The sequence below is a fragment of the Paenibacillus sp. 10L310 genome (assembly GCF_056395745.1).
The window spans coordinates 268,561-292,315 of sequence record NZ_JBFTKC010000006.1; the positions used below are offsets into that span (position 1 = coordinate 268,561).

2 protein-coding genes are annotated in these 23,755 nt (G+C 48.9%); both read left to right on the top strand.

Annotated features, from left to right (window positions below):
• Positions 1-26: 26 nt before the first annotated feature.
• Positions 27-15,887: an amino acid adenylation domain-containing protein gene (locus AC1DE7_RS16590; protein WP_477534815.1), complete on the top strand. Its 15,861-nt coding sequence runs from the start codon at positions 27-29 to the stop codon at positions 15,885-15,887.
• A 70-nt stretch (positions 15,888-15,957) separates the two neighbouring features.
• Entirely contained in the window at positions 15,958-23,733 is a 7,776-nt protein-coding gene (locus AC1DE7_RS16595) for an amino acid adenylation domain-containing protein (RefSeq protein WP_477534816.1), read from the top strand.
• Positions 23,734-23,755 lie beyond the last annotated feature (22 nt).

Consider the following 23,755-nt stretch of genomic DNA (forward strand, 5'->3'; position numbering starts at 1 on the left):
TTCATCATTTTTTTGGGGGGAAGAATGTGTACACAAAGCAATTTACAAGCCTGGTTGACGTATTGAAAGAAAGAGGGAACACAGCGGATCGGGGAATCATTTTTATTGAAGGGGACGATCAAGAGAAGCAGCTTACATATAAGGAGCTCTATGAAGAAGCCTGCGGATTTTTAGGCTACCTTCAAAAGCGGGGAGTGGAGACAGGGCAGGAGGTTGTGTTTCAAATAGACGACAATCGCCATTTTATTATCGCTTTTTGGGGCTGCATCCTTGGCGGTATGATTCCTGTCCCGGTAAGCACTGGGAACAATGACGAACATAAGAGCAAAGTATTTCGTATTTGGAATATACTGAATCGCCCTTATTTGCTTGCAAACTCAAAAATATTGAAAAATTTGGAAGAATTTGCGGTGAAAAGCGAACAGACAGAATTATTCGACAAGCTTCGCGGCAAGGTATCACTTTTTGACGACAATTCAGTATTCTCACGGGCATTCTCTCCCCAAATCTATAGTCCACATCCCGAAGATATTGCCTTTATTCAATTTTCATCAGGTTCGACGGGAGATCCCAAAGGGGTTATACTGACCCATCGCAATCTGATCTATAACGTTAACGGTATTATAAACAGAACTAAAACCACCTCTGAAGACTCCTATTTGCAGTGGATGCCTCTGACTCATGATATGGGAATGATATGCAACCACTTGACACCTCTGACAGCCAACTCGGATCAATATATTATTCCAACATCCTTATTTATAAGACAACCCGCACTATGGATCAAAAAAGCAAGCGAGCATCAGGTTACTGTCATCTCCTCTCCGAATTTCGGCTATAAATACTTACTGCAGTTTTTCAAACCGGAAAAAGCTGAGAATTGGGATTTATCAAATATCCGCCTGATTTATAACGGAGCAGAGCCGATTTCAACCGAGCTGTGTAATGAATTTCTGGACACCTTCGCCCCTTACGGTCTAAAACGGACTGCTATGTGTACTGTTTATGGACTTGCCGAAGCTTCTGTAGGCGTTGCTTTGCCTCCGATCGAAGATGAATTTGTGACCGTATTTGTCGACCGCCGTCATCTTAATATTGGGGAACAGGTTATTGAAGTTGATCAAGAATTACCCTATGCGTTGTCCTTTGTAGAAGTCGGTTACTCGATCGACTACTGCCAGTTGAGGATCTGTAATGAGGACGGAACAGAGTCAATGAACGGTAAGATAGGCCATATACATATCAGGGGGGATAACGTCACCAAAGGATACTACAATAACCCGGAAGCAACTGGTGAGCTATTAACACCGGACGGCTGGGTTAGAACCGGGGATTTGGGATTCCTCCGCAACGGTCAGTTAGTCGTCACCGGACGGGCGAAGGATATTATTTTTGTGAACGGGCAAAACGTATACCCTCATGATCTGGAGCGAATTGCTGAGGAAATAGACGGTGTGGAGCTCGGCCGAATAGCCGTATGTGGGATTTACAATACAGAAAATAAAAAGGAAGAAATTGTTATATTTGTCGTTTCCAAAAGAAAAATAGAGAAGTTTTATCCGATCGCGCTAAAGCTAAAGCGGCTTTTGAACGAGCGGGGAGGCTGGGAAATTGCGGATGTGGTTCCGACCAAACGAATGCCGAAAACGACCAGCGGAAAGATACAGCGGTATGTACTTGCCCAACAGTATCAGAATGGCGAGTTTACTGAGGTTTTACAGGAATTGAAGAGTATGTTCTCAGCAGAAAAAAAGGAAATGGCGGACGAGCAGCAAGAGTCTCTCGATCCGAGGAGTTCGCAAATGGAAATTGAGCGTGATATCCAGCGTATCTGTCGCGAAGTCCTCGGGAAAGACGAGATCGGTGTTCGGGACAGTTACTTCGAGATGGGAGTAAACTCCCTCCATATGGCGCAAATGGCTGACCGGATTGAGAAAAGGTTTTCGGTCAAACTAGCAGTTGCAGATTTGTTCGCTTATCCGACGATTCATGACTTGGCCAAATTCCTGAAGTCTGAACCAAATTTATCCCATCAACCGGAGCAAAATGGAATTGATTCATCGAAACAGGATCATGATATCGCGATTATCGGGATGTCACTTCATTTGCCGGGTGCGGCAACGGTTCAGGAGTACTGGGGAAATTTGATGGAAGGCCGCCATCATATCGGAGAATTGCAGGGTAATCGGCGGGAAGATGCCAAAGATTATTTATCCGTGATGGGGCTGGATGTCCAGGAACCCGAGTTTAGTGCCGGAGGATATTTAAAGGAAATTGATAAATTCGATTATACGTTTTTCAAAATCACCCCTAATGAAGCCAAGTTAATGGACCCGAATCAAAGGTTATTTACTCAGCAAGCTTGGAAAACAATAGAGGACGCAGGATATGCCGGAGATAAGCTGCGCGGCCGGAAGGTGGGGGTATACGCCGGTTATTCAAAAGTGGGATATGATTACGAACGTCTGATTTCCAAAGCACAGCCGGACCAGATATCAAATTATATCGTCGGAAACTTGCCCTCCGTTTTGGCCAGCCGCATCGCGTATTTTCTTGATTTTAAGGGTCCGGCGGTAACCGTAGACACGGCTTGTTCTTCTTCCTTGGTCGCTGTTCATATGGCGTGTCAGGCGATTCGCTCTGGCGAATGCGAGATGGCGTTGGCTGGGGGGGTCAGAACTTCCATACTTCCCTTGTCTTTAGGTCTGGATATGGAATCCAAGGACGGTTATACCCGCGCCTTCGATTCAGATTCGGACGGAACGGGCGTGAGCGAAGGGGTGGCATCCGTGTTGTTGAAGCCTCTGGCTCAGGCGCTCCGTGACGGAGACCAAGTATATGCTGTCATTAAGGGCAGCGCGGTGAATCAGGATGGAACGACGGTGGGAATTACGGCGCCTAACCCTGCTTCCCAGAGTGAAGTGATCCGTGCGGCCTGGGAGGATGCGAGCGTGGATCCAGCAACCCTTACGTTTATCGAAGCTCACGGAACGGGGACGAAGCTGGGCGACCCAGTCGAGTTTTCAGCATTAGAAAAAGCATTTGCCGGATATACAGATAAGAAGCAGTTTTGTGCACTAGGCTCCGTGAAGGCCAATATTGGACACACTTTTGAAGCGTCTGGGATCGCTGGTCTGATTAAATCGGTTCTGATGCTTAAGCACCGGCAAAATCCGCCGCTGCTCCATTTCAGAGAGCCAAATAAAAATATAAATTTAGAGCATTCCCCTTTTTATATTAATTCCGAGCCCGCTGCATTTGATGCAACGGAGCAACTGCTTCGCTGCGGAGTCAGTTCCTTCGGATTCAGCGGAACGAACTGCCATGTGGTTATGGAGGAATTCGTTGATCCAAGAGCGGAAGCAGCGGAACAAGAGGATGGACGATCCCATTTGTTCACCCTATCTGCCAAAAGCGAAGGCGCTCTTCAAGAGCTGCTTCGCAGTCATGTGGACCATTTGGACTTATATCCGTACCAGGCCTTATCCGATATTTGCTACACGGCAAGCACAGGGAGGGCTCATCTTGAGTACCGTATCGCATTCGTCTGCCACTCACGCGAAGAATTAGCCCGTAAACTGACAGATCTTGCTGAGAACAAAGGACAGCAGGGAATATTTCGAGGTGTACATCGGATCGTTTCCGAGTCAAACCGGGAACCCGGGCGGGGAGAAATCACTGAAGAAGAATTATACCGTATCAATGAAGAAGCAGCCGGGATGATTTTGAACCTCGCTTCCACGGCGCTAGAGAGCCGGGGGTGGCAGCTTGAACGGTTATGCGAGCTGTACGTTCAGGGCGCGCGGATCGAATGGGACAAGCTCTATTCCGCGAGAAAGGTTCCCTTGCCGCTGTATCCTTTTGAACGTAAGCGCTGCTGGATTGAAATTGAACGAAGCGATCATCGAAAGGAGGAAGGACATACGAATTCTAAGCAAAAGGATTTAATGACGCCAACCGCTGAAACTTCCCATTTGTCGGCTGATGTAGAGAAAATAGTGAAGAAAATGATCGGTGATGCCTCAGGATTGGACGTGACTGAGATAGACAGCTCCGCCCACTTCCTTGAAATGGGACTGGACTCTATCATGCTTGTCCGGATTCGCAAGGAAATTGAACATATTTACCTGCTGGATATCGCGATTGAAAGGTTTTTCGACTCGATCACCAATGTCCACACATTAACCCGATATATTATCGAAAATGCCAATTTGAAACCGGCTGTGGCTTCGGCACCTAAGGAAGTCCCGAACCAGGAGGAAGAGTCCCAGAAGCAAGCGGTGCTTCAAGAAGCAGAAGATCAGCGACTTCAGGCTGCAGCGACTATTTCCGTGGAGATGAAGGATTGGATATCTCCGCCGGTTGCGGGAAGCTCGGCATTGGAGCGGATTTTTACCCAGCAGATAGAGCTGATGACCCTTCAGCAGCAAAATGTGAATGATATTCTCGGCAGGCAGTTGGAGCTTTTAAGCGGCAGCGGGGCAAAGATGAGCGGAACTGAGGGAGACGTGCGGAATTTTGACGTTTTGCCGGGTGGATACAAGCGGGGAGAGAAAGAAAAGGTGAGACCAGACGGCCAGAGCACAGCCAATCTGTCCAACTTTGTATCCTCTCCTGATTCCAGCGCTGCTCCCGAATCGACCGAAGTGTTTCAGGCCGATCCTGCCGTTCGGGTTGCGCCAACCGGCAGCGGTGGGCAGGAGCCTAAGCCATTTATTCCCTATCAGCCGATGGTGATTGGAGAGGACGGAGATTTTACAGAGCAGCAGAAAGAACATCTGAATAAGTTTTTTGCGGAATATACAAGACGTACAGAAGGGTCCAAAACATATGCGCAGCGGACGCGGTATGTCCATGCAAACAACCGCAATGTACCGGGATTCCGTTCCTATTGGAAAGAAGCAATTTATCCGATCGTGGCCGAGCGTTCTTCGGGTTCAAGGATGTGGGACGTGGACGGCAACGAATATATTGATTTGACAATGGGCTTCGGCGTAAATCTGCTCGGGCATAATCCGGAATTTCTCGTTTCAGAGATGAAAGAGCAGTCTTCTTCTTCTCTGCCTCCGTTAGGCCCGATGTCTGATCTGGCCGGCGATGTAGCGGAAAGAATTAGCCGGATTACGGGCATGGAACGCGTGGCTTTCTACAATTCCGGAACAGAAGCTGTCATGGTTGCACTGCGTACGGTGAGAGCCGCGACGGGACGCTCGAAGGTCGTCATTTTTTCCGGCTCCTATCACGGTACATTCGACGGAGTGTTGGGGGTATCCCATCCGGATTCCGATGCTGCCGCGTACCCGATGGCACCTGGCATCCAGGCAAATTTTGTTCGCGACGTTATCATGCTGAACTACAATAAGCCTGAATCGTTGGAACTCATCCGCAAGTATGGACATGAGTTGGCAGCAGTGCTCGTCGAGCCCGTGCAGAGTCGCCGGCCGGACCTGCAGCCGCGCCAATTTTTGCAGCAGCTCCGGGAGATCACTTCCGAATCGGGGACGGCGCTTATTTTTGACGAAGTCATCACCGGGTTCCGAATCGGCCTGGCAGGCGCTCAAGCCTGGTTTGGTGTAAATGCCGATCTGGTGGTGTATGGAAAGGTGGTCGGGGGAGGTCTGCCCATCGGGGTCGTGGCCGGGAAAGGAGATTTCATGGATCCGATCGACGGCGGGAAGTGGAATTTTGGAGATATCTCCTATCCGTCAAAGGCCGATCGTAAAACCTTTGTCGGAGGCACGTTCTGCACTCACCCGCTCACGATGCGCGTGGCTTTAAAAACGATCGACTATTTGGAGTCTCAAGGTCCCGCATTGTACGACGAGTTGAATAGTAAAACGGATTATCTCGTGCAATCATTGAACGCCTTCTTCAAAGAGCGGAAAGTTCCGATTTATATGGTGAATTTCGGATCTTTATTCCGCTTTGTTTCCTTCGGAGACATCGAGCTGTTCTTCTATCATTTGAACCACAGAGGACTTTATGTGTGGGAAGGACGGAATTGCTTCATGTCCACGGCCCATTCCGATGAAGATATTGGTACGATCATTCACATCGTAAAAGAGACCGTGAGCGATTTACAGCGTGGCGGATTTTTGCCGGGAGACCCACCTCCGGACGATGACGGCGGAGGAGGAAAGCGTGTCAAGCTGTCCAATGAGCAAAAACAGCTTTGGATTTCCTCCGTTGCAGGCGGACCCGCTTCCGCTTCTTTGAATGAATCCGTACTGCTTCGAATGAAGGGGTCTTTGAATATTGATGCGTTACGGCAGGCGGTCAACTTACTGATCCGCAGGCACGAGGCACTGCGCACGGTCATTGATGCCAGCGGTGAATACCAAGAGATTCTGCCCGAGGCGCAAGCACCGTTGAGGGTGCAGGATATGCGCGGTGATCTGGCTGATAGTAGTAAGGATAATCTGGATCGCTGGCTGGCGGCGGACGCTTCCGAAGCAATCGATCTGCAAACCGGGCAGCCGTTGTTTCGGATTACCGTGTTGCAAATGGACGATGAGGAATACATTTTGGCATTTGCCTTCCATCATATCGTCATTGACGGTTGGTCGATCGCTATATTTGCAGGCGAGCTGGAAGAGGCTTATTCGGCGGTCTGCGAAAAACGAATACCGCAGCTGCCGCAGCCGGTCCAATTTCGCGAATATTTGCAATGGCAGGAACAAAAACTTCATCAACCCGATGCCGACGAGGCTGCGACGTTCTGGTCGGCCCAATGCAGCCAGCCAGTTCCAACCTTACAGCTGCCTTCGATTCACGGATACATTAGAAAAAAGATGTTCAATGGTGGCAGGTATACTCTGGTGCTGGATCGGGATGAGACGAAGAGGTTAAGGGCGCTCAGCATTCGTAGTAAGAACAGTATTTTTATTACCATGCTGGCTGCTTACAGTTTGTTTTTATATCGGCTCACCTGTCAAAGACAAATTATCGTCAGCATTCCAACGGCAGGACAATCCCACATGGGGGAAACCCACCTGATCGGAAATTGTGTGAATTTGCTTCCTATATATACGGAGCTGAATGACAGTGAATCGATCGCTGACTACTTAGGTGCCGTAAAGGAAGTCATGCAGCGGGTGGACCGGCATCAAAGTTGTTCGCTCGCAAGCCTGATGGAACATATGCCCGATGTGCATATACCGAACTTGAATATGATGTTCAATATGGACCGTCCTGTTCGTCAACTGAACTTTAGTGGATTAGAAACTGAGCTTCTTCCGTACCCTGTTCGCCATTTGCATTATGATTTGTTTCTTAATGTAACGGAAATCAATCAAGAGCTGAGGTTGGATTTCGATTTCAGCACCGATTTATTCGAACCGGAAGTTATGAAGATTTGGGCGGAAGGTTACCGGCATCTATTACTTTCCATGACACAAGATTCCTCCATGAGTGTATCGCAAATGTCGCTGAGTACTGAAGAGCATACGCATGCGCTATCGCAGTTCCAGAATAAACATAAGGGAAAGTATATTCTTGATTCGCAGCGGAAACCGACTCCGATCGGTTCCATCGGCGAACTGCATACCTTGAATTTAGAGAACGATGCAATGATACCTTCGGGACAGCTCGCGATGATTGTTCCTTCCGGGGCGATGATCATGTGTGGGGATACTGATCGCTGGGCGGAAATTCGCGGATACCGCATCAACTTGACACAGTTGGAAGCCGAGCTGACGAAGCTGGAAAGCTTGAAACAGGCTCAAGTGGTTGTTCGGATAATAAAATGTCATCACGCATCCACGAGACTTGCGGCGTATATTGCATCTCAGATGCCGATCGATGTTTCGCGTGTCCGAGTGGAGATGGCCGAACGCCTGGCCGAGTATGCAATACCTGCTGATGTGGCGGTACTGGAGTCGTTCCAGCGATTGGATGACGGATCCATCGACGAAAATGCACTATCCGGTCTGGATATGTTCTCGCAGGAACAGGAGCCGTTAAATGAGATGGAGTCCAGCATTGCTGAAATCTGGAACGAACTTTTGGGGACCGAGCATGTTGGTGCTAACGATCATTTTTTTAACATTGGCGGCAACTCTTTGAAAGCGACAGTCATGCTGTCGCGAATATACCGGGAGTTCGGTATTCAAATTCCAATTGGCCAGTGGTTCCAGCAGCCGACGGTTCGCCAGTTATCCGGGTTGTTGAACGGACATGCGGAGGAATCATACGATCTGATTCCGGTACAGCCTCAGCAGGAGTACTATGGAATATCCGCGTCCCAGAAGCGGATTTATATATTGGAGCAGCTTGAGGCGAACAGTCTTATCCACAATATCCCGGGTCAGATCCATCTTGCGGGTGAACTGGATCCGGACCGGTTAATTACTGCTCTTCAACAAATTGTGGACAGACATCGGGTGTTTCGAACGTCTTTTGAAATTCGGGGCCAGGAAATTGTGCAGAGAATTGGTGATGCGGTTGTGCTGGACGTTCCGTACTCGGAACTTTCTTCTGAGGAAACAACAGATGACCGGTTCCGAAATTTCGTAAAGCCGTTTGATCTGACCCAAGCGCCACTTTTCAGGGCAGAGCTTGTCAAACTGTCCGATGCTGAATCTCTGCTGTTAGTAGATATGCATCATTTGATTTCAGATGGTTATTCCATGGCCGTATTTATGAAAGAGCTAGTGGGATTGTATCAAGGAGATGCACTGCCAGAGCTTAGAGTACAATACACGGACTTCGCTGTCTGGCAGAATCAAACGGTTAACGAACAACGTATGAGAGAGCAGGAAGCTTACTGGCTTAATGAATTTGTAGGAGAGCTGCCCACTCTGAATATGCCAATGGACTATCCGCGGCCTGGACAACTGAGCGTGGAGGGGGAACGACTAACCTCCTGCTTGGACGAAGGATTGACGAAAAGACTTCGCCGATTGGCCGCGGATACGGGCACCACGTTGTATATGGTTATGCTTACGGCTTATAAAGTACTTTTGCATAAATATTCCTGCCAGGATGACCTTGTTGTTGGTACTCCGGTTTCGGGGCGTATTCATCCCGACATCGAGCCGCTGATTGGTGTGTTTATCAATACTGTTGCGATCCGTAGTTATCCGGCCAAAGACAAGACATTTGCCGAGTATTTGGAGGAAGTTCGGCACAGCAGCATCGGAGCATTCGAAAATCAAAGTTATCCCTTTGAAATGCTGGTGGAAAAGCTCAATATCCGAAGAGACCCCAGCCGCAATCCGTTGTTCGATGTCATGTTTATTTTTCAAAATATGGAATTAGAGGGTGTGTCTGGAGCGGGAGTGACATTTAAGCCGGAAGAGAAAAATCCTGGTGTGTCGCCCTATGATCTGACGCTTAGTGCTGAGGACTGGAATGAGGAATCGGTAACCTTAAACCTGGACTATAGTAAAAAATTGTTCAAGCATGAAAAGGCAGAGCGGATGCTCGTGCATTATGTAAATATTCTAAATGCTGCGGCGGATCAATCCGCATTGACTCTATCGGAGATTGATATTTTATCCGCGGAGGAGCGTCAACAACTGCTGTTTGAATTTAATGCAGCCGAGCTTCTTTATGACAAGCAGTTGACAATCGATGAGTTGATCCGGCGGCAGGCAGAACGTGCTCCTGATGAGGTTGCGGTAATTTGGGAGGATAAGTCTTATACCTATAGTGAACTGGATGCCCAATCGGACCAGCTCGCGGCTGCGCTTCGGCAAAAAGGGGTGCTGCCCGGAACGATTGCCGGGGTAATGGTTACCCGATCGATTCACATGATCGTGGCTTTGCTTGGCGTATTGAAAGCGGGAGCCGCTTACCTGCCGATTGATCCGGAATATCCGGTGCAGCGGATTGAGTATATGCTGGTCGACAGCGGTGCACAAATTTTGCTGACCGATCAAGGGCTGGACGTCCAGGTGGAATACAGTATCGCAACGATCAACATGCACGATGAAAGCTTGTATCAGGGGATAACACCGGAAGATATGTCTTCCTTACCAGTTCATACAGCCGATCACAATGCGTACGTTATATATACCTCGGGCTCTACGGGAAATCCCAAGGGAGTCATGATATCGCACCGGGCAGTCCATAACTTTATCGAAGCTACGACCAAGGAGATCGCATTCTCCCCCGGCAAAAGCATACTGTGCCTGACGACGGTTTCTTTCGATATTTTTGTTCTCGAAACGTGGGTGCCTTTAACCAAAGGGCTCACTGTCGTCATCGCAGGAGAGTCGGACCAGCGGGATCCCTTAGCGCTCAACCGTTTGATCACGAAACATCATGTGCAAATGCTGCAAATGACGCCGTCCCGTTTGAAAATGCTCCTGGGCGGTGACCCGGACATGACATTTCTAAGCAGCGTGACCGACATTATGCTCGGCGGAGAACCCCTCCCGATTTATTTTTTACACCGACTTCAGGAGGGTTCCAGTTTAAACATATTTAATATGTACGGTCCGACAGAAACGACGGTATGGTCCTGTATCAGTAACTTGACGAAGAAGGAAATAGTGGATATCGGCACACCGATTAGCAATACACAGATTTATTTACTGGATGCCAACGATATGCTGGTTCCGATCGGGCTGCCCGGGGAGCTGTGCATCGGAGGAGATGGATTGGCCGAAGGCTACTGGCAGCGCGACGATTTGACGAATCAGAAATTTGTCGACAATCCGCAAGTCCGGGGCCAAAGAATGTACCGGACCGGAGATTTGGCTAAATGGCGAGAAGATGGATGCCTTGAATATATAGGCAGAATGGACTTTCAGGTTAAAATCCGTGGGTACCGGATTGAGCTCGAAGAAATTGAGGCAGCGATGATTCGTCAGCTTCCGGTAAAGGAATCCGTTGTGGTGGCCAAACAGGACAACCAAGGAAATTCCTACCTCTGCGCTTATTACGTTCCGCAAGCGGGGAGCGAACTGGGCTCGATTCGGGAAAGTCTGCTCAAGTCGCTGCCTGAATATATGGTGCCTTCCTACTTTATACCGCTGGAGCAGATGCCGTTGACGCTAAACGGAAAAATCGACAAAACAGCAATGCCTGAGCTGGAAGTGAGTGCACTTACTTTGGAGTCTTATACGCCTCCAGAAAATGCAATCGAAGAGCGACTGGTTCTGATTTGGGAGGAAGAACTGGGCCTTGAGCAAGTCGGCATTCATGATAATTTCTTTGAACGGGGTGGCCACTCCCTGAAAGCGACGATCATGATTGCCAGAATGAACAAAGAATGGGGTGTGGGAATATCTGTGGGGGAATTTTTCCATCATCCTACGGTACGAGGATTAGCAAGGTTGATTCAGCATGGCAACCATCGTACGTTTGATGAAATTCCCGTTGCGGAAACTCGCAGCCATTACGCATTGTCAGCGGCGCAAAGACGTCTGTTTATCCTTGAACAATTAAATGGGGCCAGCACGGCATATAACATGACGGCAGCCTTTGAGGTCGAGGGAGATCTGGATATTGGGAAGCTGGAAACCAGTTTCCGTACCATGATACAAAGACATGAGGCGTTCCGCACCTCCTTCCGGACGGTCGACGGGGAGCCAGTGCAGATCATTCATCCTGAGGTTGAATTTGCCATTGAGCTTGTCGAATGCATGGACGATGCCGATTTAGTCTCGCTTTCCAAGAGATTCATCATGCCTTTCGATCTAAGCAAAGCTCCTTTATTTAGGGCATGTCTGGCAAAAAGGGATGCAAACTGTTATGTCCTGCTGATTGACATGCACCATATCATTTCGGACGGTTCTTCCATTGAAGTGTTCATAGAGGAATTCAATACGCTGTACAGCGGCGGTGAACTGCCGGAGCTTCGAATTCAATATAAAGATTATGCCGCCTGGTATAACGAGCAGCTGCATGAGGGATCGTTTGAAGATGATAAGCAATACTGGCTCAAGCAATTTGCCGTAGAGCCTCCAGTATTGAGTATGCCGACTGAGTTTCCTCGTCCGCAATACCAAAGTAATGAGGGGGCAAAACTTGAAACTTCTGTCGGTTCGGAGCTGACAGCTCAATTGCAGCAGTTAGCGCTCGAAACGGGGACAACCCTCTATATGATTTTACTTGCCGGGTACAGCATCCTCCTATCCAAATACGCGGGGCAAGAGGACATTATTGTAGGGACGGCGTCAGCCGGAAGAGATCATGTTGATCTGCGCAAGGTGATGGGCGTATTCATCAATACACTGGCGATTCGAACTAGCCCAGAGGGCCGGAAGAGCTTCCGTGAGTATTTGATGGAAGTCAAAGACATATGCCTGAACGCTTATGAACATCAGCAGTTTCCGTTTGAGAGCTTGGTAGAGGCATTGTCGATTCCGAGAGACTTGAGCCGAAGCCCATTGTTTGACGTGATGCTGACGATGCAGAATGCAGACGAAGACGATTTTCAAGTGAAAGGTTTGGCAGTCAAGCCTTATGCGCTACAGCAGAACTCATCCAAGTTTGATATCTCTCTGCTGGTCAAACGGACCGGGGATAATATTCTTTTGGAATTCGTCTACAGCACTGCTTTGTTTACTGCTGATACACTGGAACGGTTTGCTCAGTTATTGGTCCATGTGCTTCACACGTGTGCGAACAGGCCGGAGCTGGAGCTTGCCAAGCTCTCCCTGCTGTCGGGTGAGGAGAAGACAGACGGTTCGCATAGGCAGCTGCTCCAAGATACCGAAGCTGCGAAGAAACCGGCATTTGGCACAATGATTGAATGGTTCGAGTCGACCGCAAAACGGATGCCGAATCAGACGGCGCTTGTCTGCGGAGAGGATCGATGGAGCTTTTCCGAACTAAATGGAAAAGCCAATCGGTTGGCAAAAATGCTGCTGGAGAACGGTTTCGGAGAAGGCAACCGTATTGCCGGGATTAGGATGGAGAACCGGCCTGAAACGATAGCTGCCCTGCTTGCTGTTTTCAAAGCGGGAGGCACGTATTTGCCGATTGATCCCGAGTTCCCTCAGGAACGAATCAAGTATATGTTGGCGGATTGCGGCGCCCAGTTCCTGTTGACCTATGCTGCCGATCTGCTTGCAGCTGACACTGGGGGGCAATTATTCCTTCTAGATCATCTCAAAGCGACAGATGGTCTGGAGAAGAATTTGAATATTCCGGTGAAAGAAGACGACTTGGCCTACTTGATCTATACCTCCGGGACAACCGGGACACCCAAAGGCGTTATGATCGAGCAGCGCAATTTGGTGAATTATGTGCACTGGTTTGTGACGAGTCAACGAATCGACGGCACAGACAAAACAATGCTCCTTTCCTCGCCCGGTTTTGATTTGTGCTATACCGCGCTGTATCCGGCGTTAGCGGGCGGTTGCGAGCTGCATCTGCTCGACCGACACGATTATGTGGACCCGGCTTTCGTACTGGACTACATGTCACTGAACGGCATTACATTTATTAAAGTGACGCCGTCTCTGTTTCACATTTTGGCGAATCATGAACGGTTTGATACGGAAGGGCTGTTGAACTCGCTGGAACTGATCGTTCTTGGTGGCGAGAAAATGAGGATCCAGGACGTTAAGCGATATTTTGAACGGTATCCGTACACCAGATTCGTAAACCACTACGGACCTACGGAAGCCACGATCGGATGTATTGCCCATCCATTCGACCAGGATTCATTCGAGGAATTCAGCAGTCAGCCGGTAATTGGGCAGCCAATCTTTCATACAGAAGCACAAATTATGGATAATTACGGAAACTTTTTGCCGGATGGAATACCAGGTGAGTTGGTGATCGCCGGGCGGGGGGTTGGACGCGGATATTTGGGACAGCCAGAACTTACGAACCAAAAGTTCATCTCCCATCCCCTCCATTCTGAACAGCGTCTGTATAAAACGGGAGACCGGGCTAAGCGATTGCCGAATGGCAGCATTGAGTTCATCGGCAGAGTCGACCATCAAACCAAAATCCGTGGTTACCGGGTAGAGCTTGCTGAAATCGAGTTTCAGCTTGCGGCTCATCCGGATGTGCAAGAGGCCGTAGTCACCGTGAAGGAGGACGACAACGGCAGCAAATACGTTTGTACCTATCTGGTTACTACGCAAGTGTTGACCGCGCAGGATATGAGAAACTATTTAGGGGCCAGACTTCCGGCATATATGCTGCCTTCTGCTTATGTTTTCCTTGACCACATACCGCTCAATGAGAACGGCAAGGTGAACTTCAAAGCGCTTCCCGATCCGGTCATGGAAGTCAAGCTTTGCGGAGAAGACTCGACTCCAATAAACGAAATTGAGGAAGTGATGCTGCGTGTATGGGAGGAAACGTTGGGCGTACAAGGTATAGGAACGGATCATAACTTCTTTGAATGCGGCGGCGATTCCATCAAGGCACTGCAGGTATCTTCACGATTAACAGCTTACAGTCTGCGGATGGAAATGAGGGATCTGTTCAAACATCCGACAATCCGGGAAGTGAGCAAATACGTACAGACGCTGACTGTCAAAACCAGTCAGGAGCCGGTGACTGGAGAGGTAGGCTTGACTCCGATTCAATATCGGCTGTTCGAACAGAAATGGGAGCATGTCCATCATTACAATCATTCAGTCATGGTGCACAGGCCGGAAGGCTTTGTTCCGGGGTTGGTCGCCGAGGCGTTCGATCGTCTGGTGGAGCACCACGACGCACTGCGGATGAGGTTTGGCATGGAGGATGACAGGATCGTTCAGTTCAATCAAGGGTTGGAAGAACAGGAGTATTACAAGCTGAATGTGATCGATCTCAAAGGAACTGCAAACACTGTGGCCGAAATCGAGCGGGAATCTGCCAAACTGCAGACGGAATTGAATATCGAGCAGGGACCGCTTATCCGACTGGCGATCTATCATACAAATACCGGAGATTATCTGTTATTCATCATTCATCATCTGGTCGTTGACGGGGTGTCCTGGCGGTTCATTCTGGAGGACTTCTCCACTGCCTACAAGCAATTGCTTGAACAATCGGAGGCGAAGCTCCCGGACAAAACGGATTCCTTCCAAGCATGGTCGGAGAAGCTGAGGAAGTATTCCGTAAGCTCGTCACTATTAAAAGAAACAGGATACTGGAGTGCCGTCGAGCGGACTTCTGTCACCGAGCTTCCCGTCGACCATTCGATTTCTTCGAATCAGGCAGGGGATCACGCGGTTCAGAAGCTGACATTGGACACCAATGTTACCCGTAGCCTGTTAACAGACGCTCACCATGCCTACAGTACGGAGATACAAGACCTTCTTCTTGCGGCTCTGAGCCGCACGCTGAAAGAGTGGGCAGGTTCCGGTAATATACTGATCCAACTGGAAGGGCATGGCCGGGAGGATGTAATAAAAGGGGTGAATGTGTCGAGGACGGTAGGATGGTTCACATCCCTGTTCCCGTTCGTGCTCGGAGAGAAAGGGACGGACGATCTTGCCGAATTGATCAAGAGTACCAAGGATGAGTTGCGAAGAGTACCGGGTAAAGGGTTGGGCTATGAAATTATGAAATATTTGACCTTCCATGACTCGACCTCCGAACTTTCACTGGATTACCTGCTCAAACCGGAGCTTGTCTTCAATTACCTTGGGCAGTTTGACCAGGAGGCAGCGCGGACGGCGGTGTTCCAAGTGTCCGACATTTCGACTGGACCCGAGGTCGGGCCGCAGGTTCAGAAGGGATATAAGATGGAATTGAATGCCATGGTTTCCAACGGTCAATTCAGTATGGAAATAAACTACAACAAGTATCAATATCATCAGGAAACGATTCAGCGGCTCGCTAAGCGGTTTGGAGAACATCTTGAACAAATTGTCCAACACTGCTCCCGTAAGGAGGTTAAGGAAATGACACCGACCGACTTCCAGTACAACAAACTTTCGCAAAAGCAATTGGATGCCATTTCTCGCAAGCTGAAGAAGAAGCTATAGTCCTGCCGTAGGTGGAAGCTGCCGGATTGGTGGCAATCCGGCAGCCAAAGTAGATGGGGAGTGTGTGACATTGAGCAATCATGAAATTGATAAAATATACCCGCTTACGCCGACTCAAGAAGGAATCTTGTTCCATTCCTTATTGGAACCCGACTCTGAAGCGTACTTTGAGCATGTTTCCTTCACGATTCAAGGGATGCTATCACTTCCAACAATGAAGCGCAGTTTTACAACCTTGGTAGAACGATATGATGTATTAAGGACGGTATTTATATATACGGAAGTGGAGCAGCCCTTACAAATCGTCTTGAACCAATGCGAGCCGGAAATAAGCTTTGAGGACATTTCGACCTGTCCGAAGGAAGAACAGCCGAGGCTCATCGAGGTGTTTCAAGCACGGGACCTGGAGCGAAAGTTCGATTTAGAGACAGGTCCGCTCTTTCGCATGACTGTGTTCAAACTGGATAAGGATGTCTACAAAGTCGTCTGGAGATTCCATCATATCATTATGGACGGTTGGTGTATGGGGATCCTTGCCCAAGATTTGTTCCAAATTTATGAGGCTTTGGAGAGTGGTTCCTCGCTACGATTGGCTCCGGTATATCCTTATAGCGATTATATAAGGTGGCTCGGGGAGCAAGACCAGAAGAATGCTCTGCAATACTGGAGCCAATACCTTGAGGATTACGAATTGCGTGCGACGGTCCCATCCCTGGGGGGAGGGGAGGATCGAAAAGGGTTCGATCATCGCAAATACCATTTTAAATGGGATGAAGATACAACTCGGCGCCTGAAAACGCTGGCCGTCAAACATCAGGTGACGTTAAGCACGGTGTTCCATGCGATTTGGGGTGTATTGTTGCAGCGTTATAACGACAGCGAGGATGTAGTATTTGGTTCGGTCGTATCGGGCAGGCCGGCAGAATTGCCTGGTATCGAGAGCATGGTGGGACTGTTTATTAATACGGTTCCTTTACGAATCAGAAGCTATAAGGACACCTCTTTCCAAGTACTACTTGCCCAAGTGAATGATTCGATGCTGGAAGCGAACCGGTATAACTATGTTTCATTGGCGGAAATCCAGTCAAAAACAGTACTCAAAAATCAACTGATCGACCATATTCTCGTTTTTGAGAATTATCCGCTGGAGACGATGGGCGGCGATGAAGGCAGACTGTCGATAGTCGACAGTGAAATGGTGGAACATACCAATTACAATCTGGACGTGACCGTATTCCCGGAACAGGAACTCGAAGTGTTGTTCACCTATAACGGATTTCTCTATGACGAGCATTTTCTGCAAAACTTGGAAGGGCACTTGAAGCAAATCGTGAACATTGTATTGGACAATGATGGTGTGTATTTGCGGGATATCGAGATCATCTCCGAACAGGAAAAGCGGGTCATTCTGACCGACTTTAACAACACGGAAAAGGAATTCAGGCTTGACAAGCCTGCGCATGAACTATTCGAAGAGCAAGCACGACGTCAGCCGGAAAAAGTTGCACTTCGCTATCAGGAGGAATACCTGACTTACGATCAGTTGAACCGAAAAGCGAATCGCTTGGCACGCATATTCAGACAGTTCGGGCTTGAAAAGGGTGATTTTGCAGCGGTGATGCTGGACCGTTCACCGCTAATGGTAGCGAGCATACTCGCCATTTGGAAACTTGGAGCTGCTTATATACCTGTCGATCCTCAATATCCACAGGAGAGGAAGTCGGGGATCGTTGCCGATTCGGATGCCAGAATCGTTGTTGCATTATCCGCACACGTGGAGGACGAGTTGAAAGCACGTTATCCAGGCCGGTTTGCGGAGCTGGACAACCTTGTCCCTCCCGAGGGTGAAGAGGCCGAAAGCAATATCGGCGTCCCGGTAGAAATGACCGATTTGGCCTATACACTCTTTACTTCTGGTTCGACGGGAAAGCCGAAAGGAGTCTTGATCGAGCACCTGGGGATGCTGAACCATATTTGGGCTGAAGCGCATGATCTTCAATTATCTGATGATATTGTGTTCGCCCAGACGGCAAATCACTGCTTTGATATTTCGGTATGGCAATTATTCGGTGCATTGGTACTTGGCGGGACCACGGTTATCTATCCAGAGGAACTGATTCTATCACCCGAGAGGTTCATCCATCAGCTCATCCGGGATCGGGTAACCCTTCTCGAAGTCGTTCCTTCGTATTTGAGTATACTTTTGGATATCGTTAAGGCACGTTCACTTCGTTTTGAATCTCTGCAGCATTTGATGATTACAGGGGAGGCCGTCACGCCTGCGCTGGCTACACGCTGGTTTGAGCTTTGCCCCGGAATCAAAATGGTTAACGCATACGGTCCGGCGGAGGCATCTGATGATATTTGCCAGTATGTTATGGATTGTGCACCTGAGAATAAGGGATATATCCCGGTCGGAAAACCGTTGTCCAATATTCGAATGTATATTGTTAACAAGCAAACACAACTGTGTCCAATTGGAATCATTGGCGAAATTTGTGTATCTGGAATTGCAGTAGGAAGAGGCTATCTTAATGATCCGGAGCAGACTGCAAAAGGGTTTATGGAGGATCCGTTTGCTTCCAGGCCAGGCGTTCGATTGTATAGAACTGGAGATTTGGGCAGATGGCTTCCTGACGGTAATGTCGAGTTCATCGGCCGCAAGGATCAACAGATCAAAATCAGGGGATTCCGGATTGAGCTCGGAGAAATCGAGCACAGGTTAAGCGAGCACGAACAAATTCGGGAAGCAGCAGTGCTTGTCAAGGGTGGGGCCGAGAAATACTTATGCACGTATTACACGGCTTATGTCGATCTAACGGCATCCGAATTGAAGGAGTATCTGATCGCCTGTTTGCCGGATTATATGGTTCCTACAATCTTTATACAACTGGAGGATATGCCGCATAATGCCAATGGGAAAATTAACCGCAGCCGGTTACCCGAACCTGTCATCGAGCGTAACGAGGGCGAATTTGTACCTGCACGCAATGATACGGAGGAGTCCTTAGTTTCCATTTGGACTGAGATTCTGGAAGTGAAGAGGGTAAGCATAGAAGATAATTTCTTCGGTTTAGGCGGACATTCACTAAAAGCAACGATCCTTGTTTCCCGTATTCAAGGGGAGCTGGGTGTTGACGTAACAGTGAGGGACATTTTCGAGTATCCGACCGCTGCTCTTTTGGCGGAGCGAATCCGGGAAATGAACGGAGGTGTGTACTATGCAGAGTCCATTTCACCGGCACCTGCCGATGACGCTTATCCAGTGAGTCCGGCGCAAAAAAGAATATATGTGCTACATACGCTAGAGGAGTCGGAATCAACGGCATATAACATGCCATTCGCCTACCAAGTTCAAGGCCGTTTGGATTCCGCGCGCTTACAGCATATTATCAATCGGTTGATTGACCGTCATGAAGTATTTCGAACGTCGTTCCGCTTTGTTGACGGGGAGCTGGTCCAGATCATTCATCCCGAAGCGGACTGTAAGCTTGAAGAGGTAGAAATGACCGGTGCGGGTAAGCAGCAGATCGATGAACAAATCAAGTCGTTTATCCGCCCGTTTACTTTGGAAGAAGCACCGCTCTTGCGGATTCAATGGCTTCATACCGGACAGGCCGAGGGTGTGCTGCTGATCGATATGCACCACATTATTTCCGACGGTTTGTCGGGAGTCATTCTACTGGACGAACTGGAGCGGATGTATAACGACAACGGCCTGCTGCCGCTTGACATCCACTATAAGGATTATGCCTTCTGGTTGAATGAATGGCTCGGCGGGGAAGAGATGCAACGCCATGAATCTTATTGGCTGGAGCATTTCTGTGGTGAACTGCCTCTATTAAACCTGCCGCTGGATTACCGTAGACCGGCCGTGCAGAGCTTTAACGGCAAGACATTGCAGCTTTCGCTGTCCCCGGAGCTTGCTGGATCGCTTCAGAAGCTGTCTCAGGACATGGGCGTAACTTTGTTTTCCGTGATGTTAGGTGCTTACTGCACCCTGTTATCGAAATATAGCGGTCAGGAGGAAATTATCGTCGGAACGCCGGCCGCCGGGCGTAATCATCGGGACGTACAGCACATGCTGGGGATGTTTATCAACACAGTGGCGCTTCGCAATTTTCCGGAACATCATAAGACGTTTCGCGAGCTTGTCAGGGAAGTTATGGATCACACGTTATCAGCAATCCATCATCAGGATTTCCCTTTCGAGCGGTTGGTGGAGCTGCTTGATCTGAATCGTGACACAAGCCGAAACCCGCTTTTTGACACCATGTTCAATTTGACGGACCGCGAGAAACCGGAAGTTGCTATAGGCGATCTGCTCCTCACTCCATATGAGCTGAAGACCGACATCTCCAAGTTCGACTTGATGCTGGATGTTTATGCGGATCATACCGAGATCTCTCTTGATTTGCAGTACAACACCGATTTGTTTTCAGATTTCACCGCACAACAAATGGGTCGTCACTACTTGCAGATCCTCCATAACCTTGTAACGGCTCCCGATATACCGCTGGGAAGCGTGGAGCTGCTCAGTTTGGAAGAGCGCAAGGAAATAATGAGTTGGGGCCGGGGACAAAAGGCAGCCTATGACTTCAATCTGAGTGTTCCTCAACGCTTTGAGCGTTTTGCGTATGAACAGCCTGATTCGCCGGCAGTGAAATTCGCTGGGGGAGTATGGAACTACGCCGAACTCAATGCCCAAGCCAACCGGATTGGCCGTTACCTTCAAAGGTGTTTGGGTGATCTGCCGGAGGAAGCGATTGCTGCAGTGATGTTGGAGCGCTCCCCCGGATTTATTCAAAGCGTGCTCGGAATCTGGAAGGCGGGAGGCGCCTATGTTCCGATCGATCCGGAGTATGGAGTAAAGCGTAAAGCGAGTATTTTGGAGGATTCCGGGGCACGAGTTCTTATAACCCGCTCGGAATATGTCCGGGATGGGTTGGAAGAGCAGTATGAAGGGGTGATCCTTTGCCTTGACTTGGTGCTGGAGGAAATTGAGAAGGAAAGCCCGGTGAATATCGGGAAACTGCAGGGTGCGGACAGTCTGGCATATATATTGTTTACCTCTGGCTCGACCGGAAAGCCCAAAGGTGTAATGATCGAGCATCGGGGTTTATTGAATCACATCCTTGCCGAAGCCGATGCTCTTGCTCTGGATCATCATCTGGTCTTTGCCCAGAACGCCAATATCTGTTTCGATATTTCGGTATGGCAATGCTTTGGTGCTCTTGCATTGGGCGGGACGACTGCGGTGTATCCACAAGATATGGTACTTGAAGCAGAACGTTTCCTGGAGGCAATTACAGCCGATCGCGTGACGCTTTTGGAAGTGGTCCCATCTTATTTGACAGTCATGCTGGATGTGCTGGAACAGACAGGGATGAAACTAGATTTTCTAAGTCACTTGATGCTTACGGGAGAGACCATAAAGCCGGATTTGGCCCGGAGATGGCTGAACCTGTATCCCGGAATTCCAATCGTAAATGCGTACGGACCTGCGGAAGCTGCCGATGATATCAGCCAGCTTGTGATCCGCGACTTGCCTAAGGAGACAGACTTCGTCCCGATTGGTAAACCGCTGGCGAATTTAAATTTGTATGTGGTCGATAACCAAATGAAACTTTGTCCGGCAGGCGTTTACGGAGAAATTTGTGTATCCGGTGCGGGTGTAGGGCGTGGATATATCCATGATCCGAAAAGAACGGACCAGTCCTTCGGGAAAGATCCATTTGCTCCTTGTATCCCGGAATCGGGTGAAATCCCTCGTCTGTACAAGACCGGTGATTTAGGGCGCTGGCGGCATGACGGAAATCTGGAGTTTTTCGGACGTAAAGATTTTCAGGTCAAAATCAGAGGCTACCGCATTGAGCTGGAGGAAATCGAAGTTTGTATTATGCAATCCCCGCATATCAAGCAAACGATTGTATTGGCTAGAGAAGATGATACCGGAAGCAAATATTTGTGTGCATATCTGGTTCTGGAGTCTTTCGTGCAAGACAGCGAGGAGAATTGTCTCTTCGAGTTAAAAGATGAATTGGCAGCAACATTGCCCGGCTATATGATACCGGCCCACTTTATCATTCTTGCAGAAATGCCGCTTTTGATCAGCGGGAAGATCAACCGGGATGCACTGCCTGCTCCCGAACGCAGCGCCGTGTCGAGTGGGAATTATACGGAGCCCCGTAATGAAGTGGAGCAAATCCTGGTGACGATTTGGGAAGAGGTTCTCAGCGTCCACAAGATCGGGATTGATCATAATTTCTTTGAGCTCGGGGGGGATTCGATTCGAGCCATTCAAATTTCTTCGAAGCTGAGCAATCAAGGTTATAAGTTGAAAATGAAGGATCTGTTCCAAAATCCGGAAATTCGGAAGCTGTCCAAATATGTACAGGCGGACCACCGCGAAATTGATCAGGGGCCGGTCGAGGGGTTTGTGAAGCTTACTCCAATTCAGAAGTGGTTTTTTGAATGCGGATTCTCACCAGCAAATCACTGGAACCAGGCTGTCGTTCTGCATAAGCGTGGAGGATTCGATGCGGACCTGTTAAGGGAGGTCTTCACCGGGCTGATCCGTCATCATGATGCGTTAAGAATGGTTTATAAATGCGAGGAAGGATTATGGATGCAGTATAACAGGGGGGAGAACATTCGGGAGGAGCACCCGTGGTTCGAACTTTTCATCAAGACAATGGCCGATGAGGATGATGGCCGGATTGAGATGGCCCGAATCATTGATGAGCTGCATGGCAGTCTCGATTTGGAAAACGGACCGTTGGTCAAGGCGGGATTATTCAAGACAGACCAGGGTGATCATTTGGCGATCATTATTCACCATTTGATCATTGACGGTATTTCCTGGCGCATTTTATTCGAGGATTTGACGCTTGCGTATCATCAAGCAGAGCGGGGCGAACTTATTGCACTGCCGTCCAAGACGGATTCCTTCCAAACGTGGGCGAACCGACTGACGGAATATGCAAACAGTGAAATGCTGCAGAAAGAGAAGTCCTACTGGCGACAAATCGAATCGCAGAACATTAAGATCCTGCCCAAGTCTGGCCTTTTTGAGGGCACTGCAACAGTCTCGGATAACATGTCGTATTCCTTTAAGCTGTCTGCAGCCGAAACCGGGCAGCTTCTCGGTAAAGTGCATAAGGCCTACAATACGGAAATCAACGACATTCTACTCGCTGCATTGGGACGGGCCGTAAGGGAATGGACAGGCGAGGACAATGTTTTGATCTGTCTTGAAGGCCATGGCAGGGAAGACATCATGAAGAACGTGAATATCAGCAGAACGGTCGGTTGGTTTACTTCCATTTATCCAGTCGTATTGAATATCCCGAGTTCAGCGGATATATCCTACCACATCAAATCGGTCAAAGAGAACTTACGTCGCATTCCGAACAAGGGTATTGGCTACGGAATCCTGAAATACCTTGGTGAGAACCGGCTTGAGGAAGAGATGCAATTCCGTCTGGTGCCTGAAATTAAGTTTAACTACCTGGGGCAATTCGATAACGATGTGAATACAGAGCTGTTCAGTGCTTCCGACGTGCCATACGGTCAAACCGTCAGCCCGGAAGCCGAAAGGGAAGTGGCTTTGAATATTACGGGCCTTGTGGAAGATGGCTGTCTGACGATGTCGATCGACTATAATCTTGCGGAATATACAGGAACGGAAATCAGCCTCCTGGGCGGCCGTTTTAAGACACAGTTGATGGAAATAATCAAGCATTGCACGGAAAAAGAGACTCAGGAACTGACGCCTTCCGATGTGGGGGGAGACGATCTGTCCATTGAAGAGCTGGAAGCCATTATGGATTTTTATAACCAATAAAAATGAATTTAGGGAGAGATGG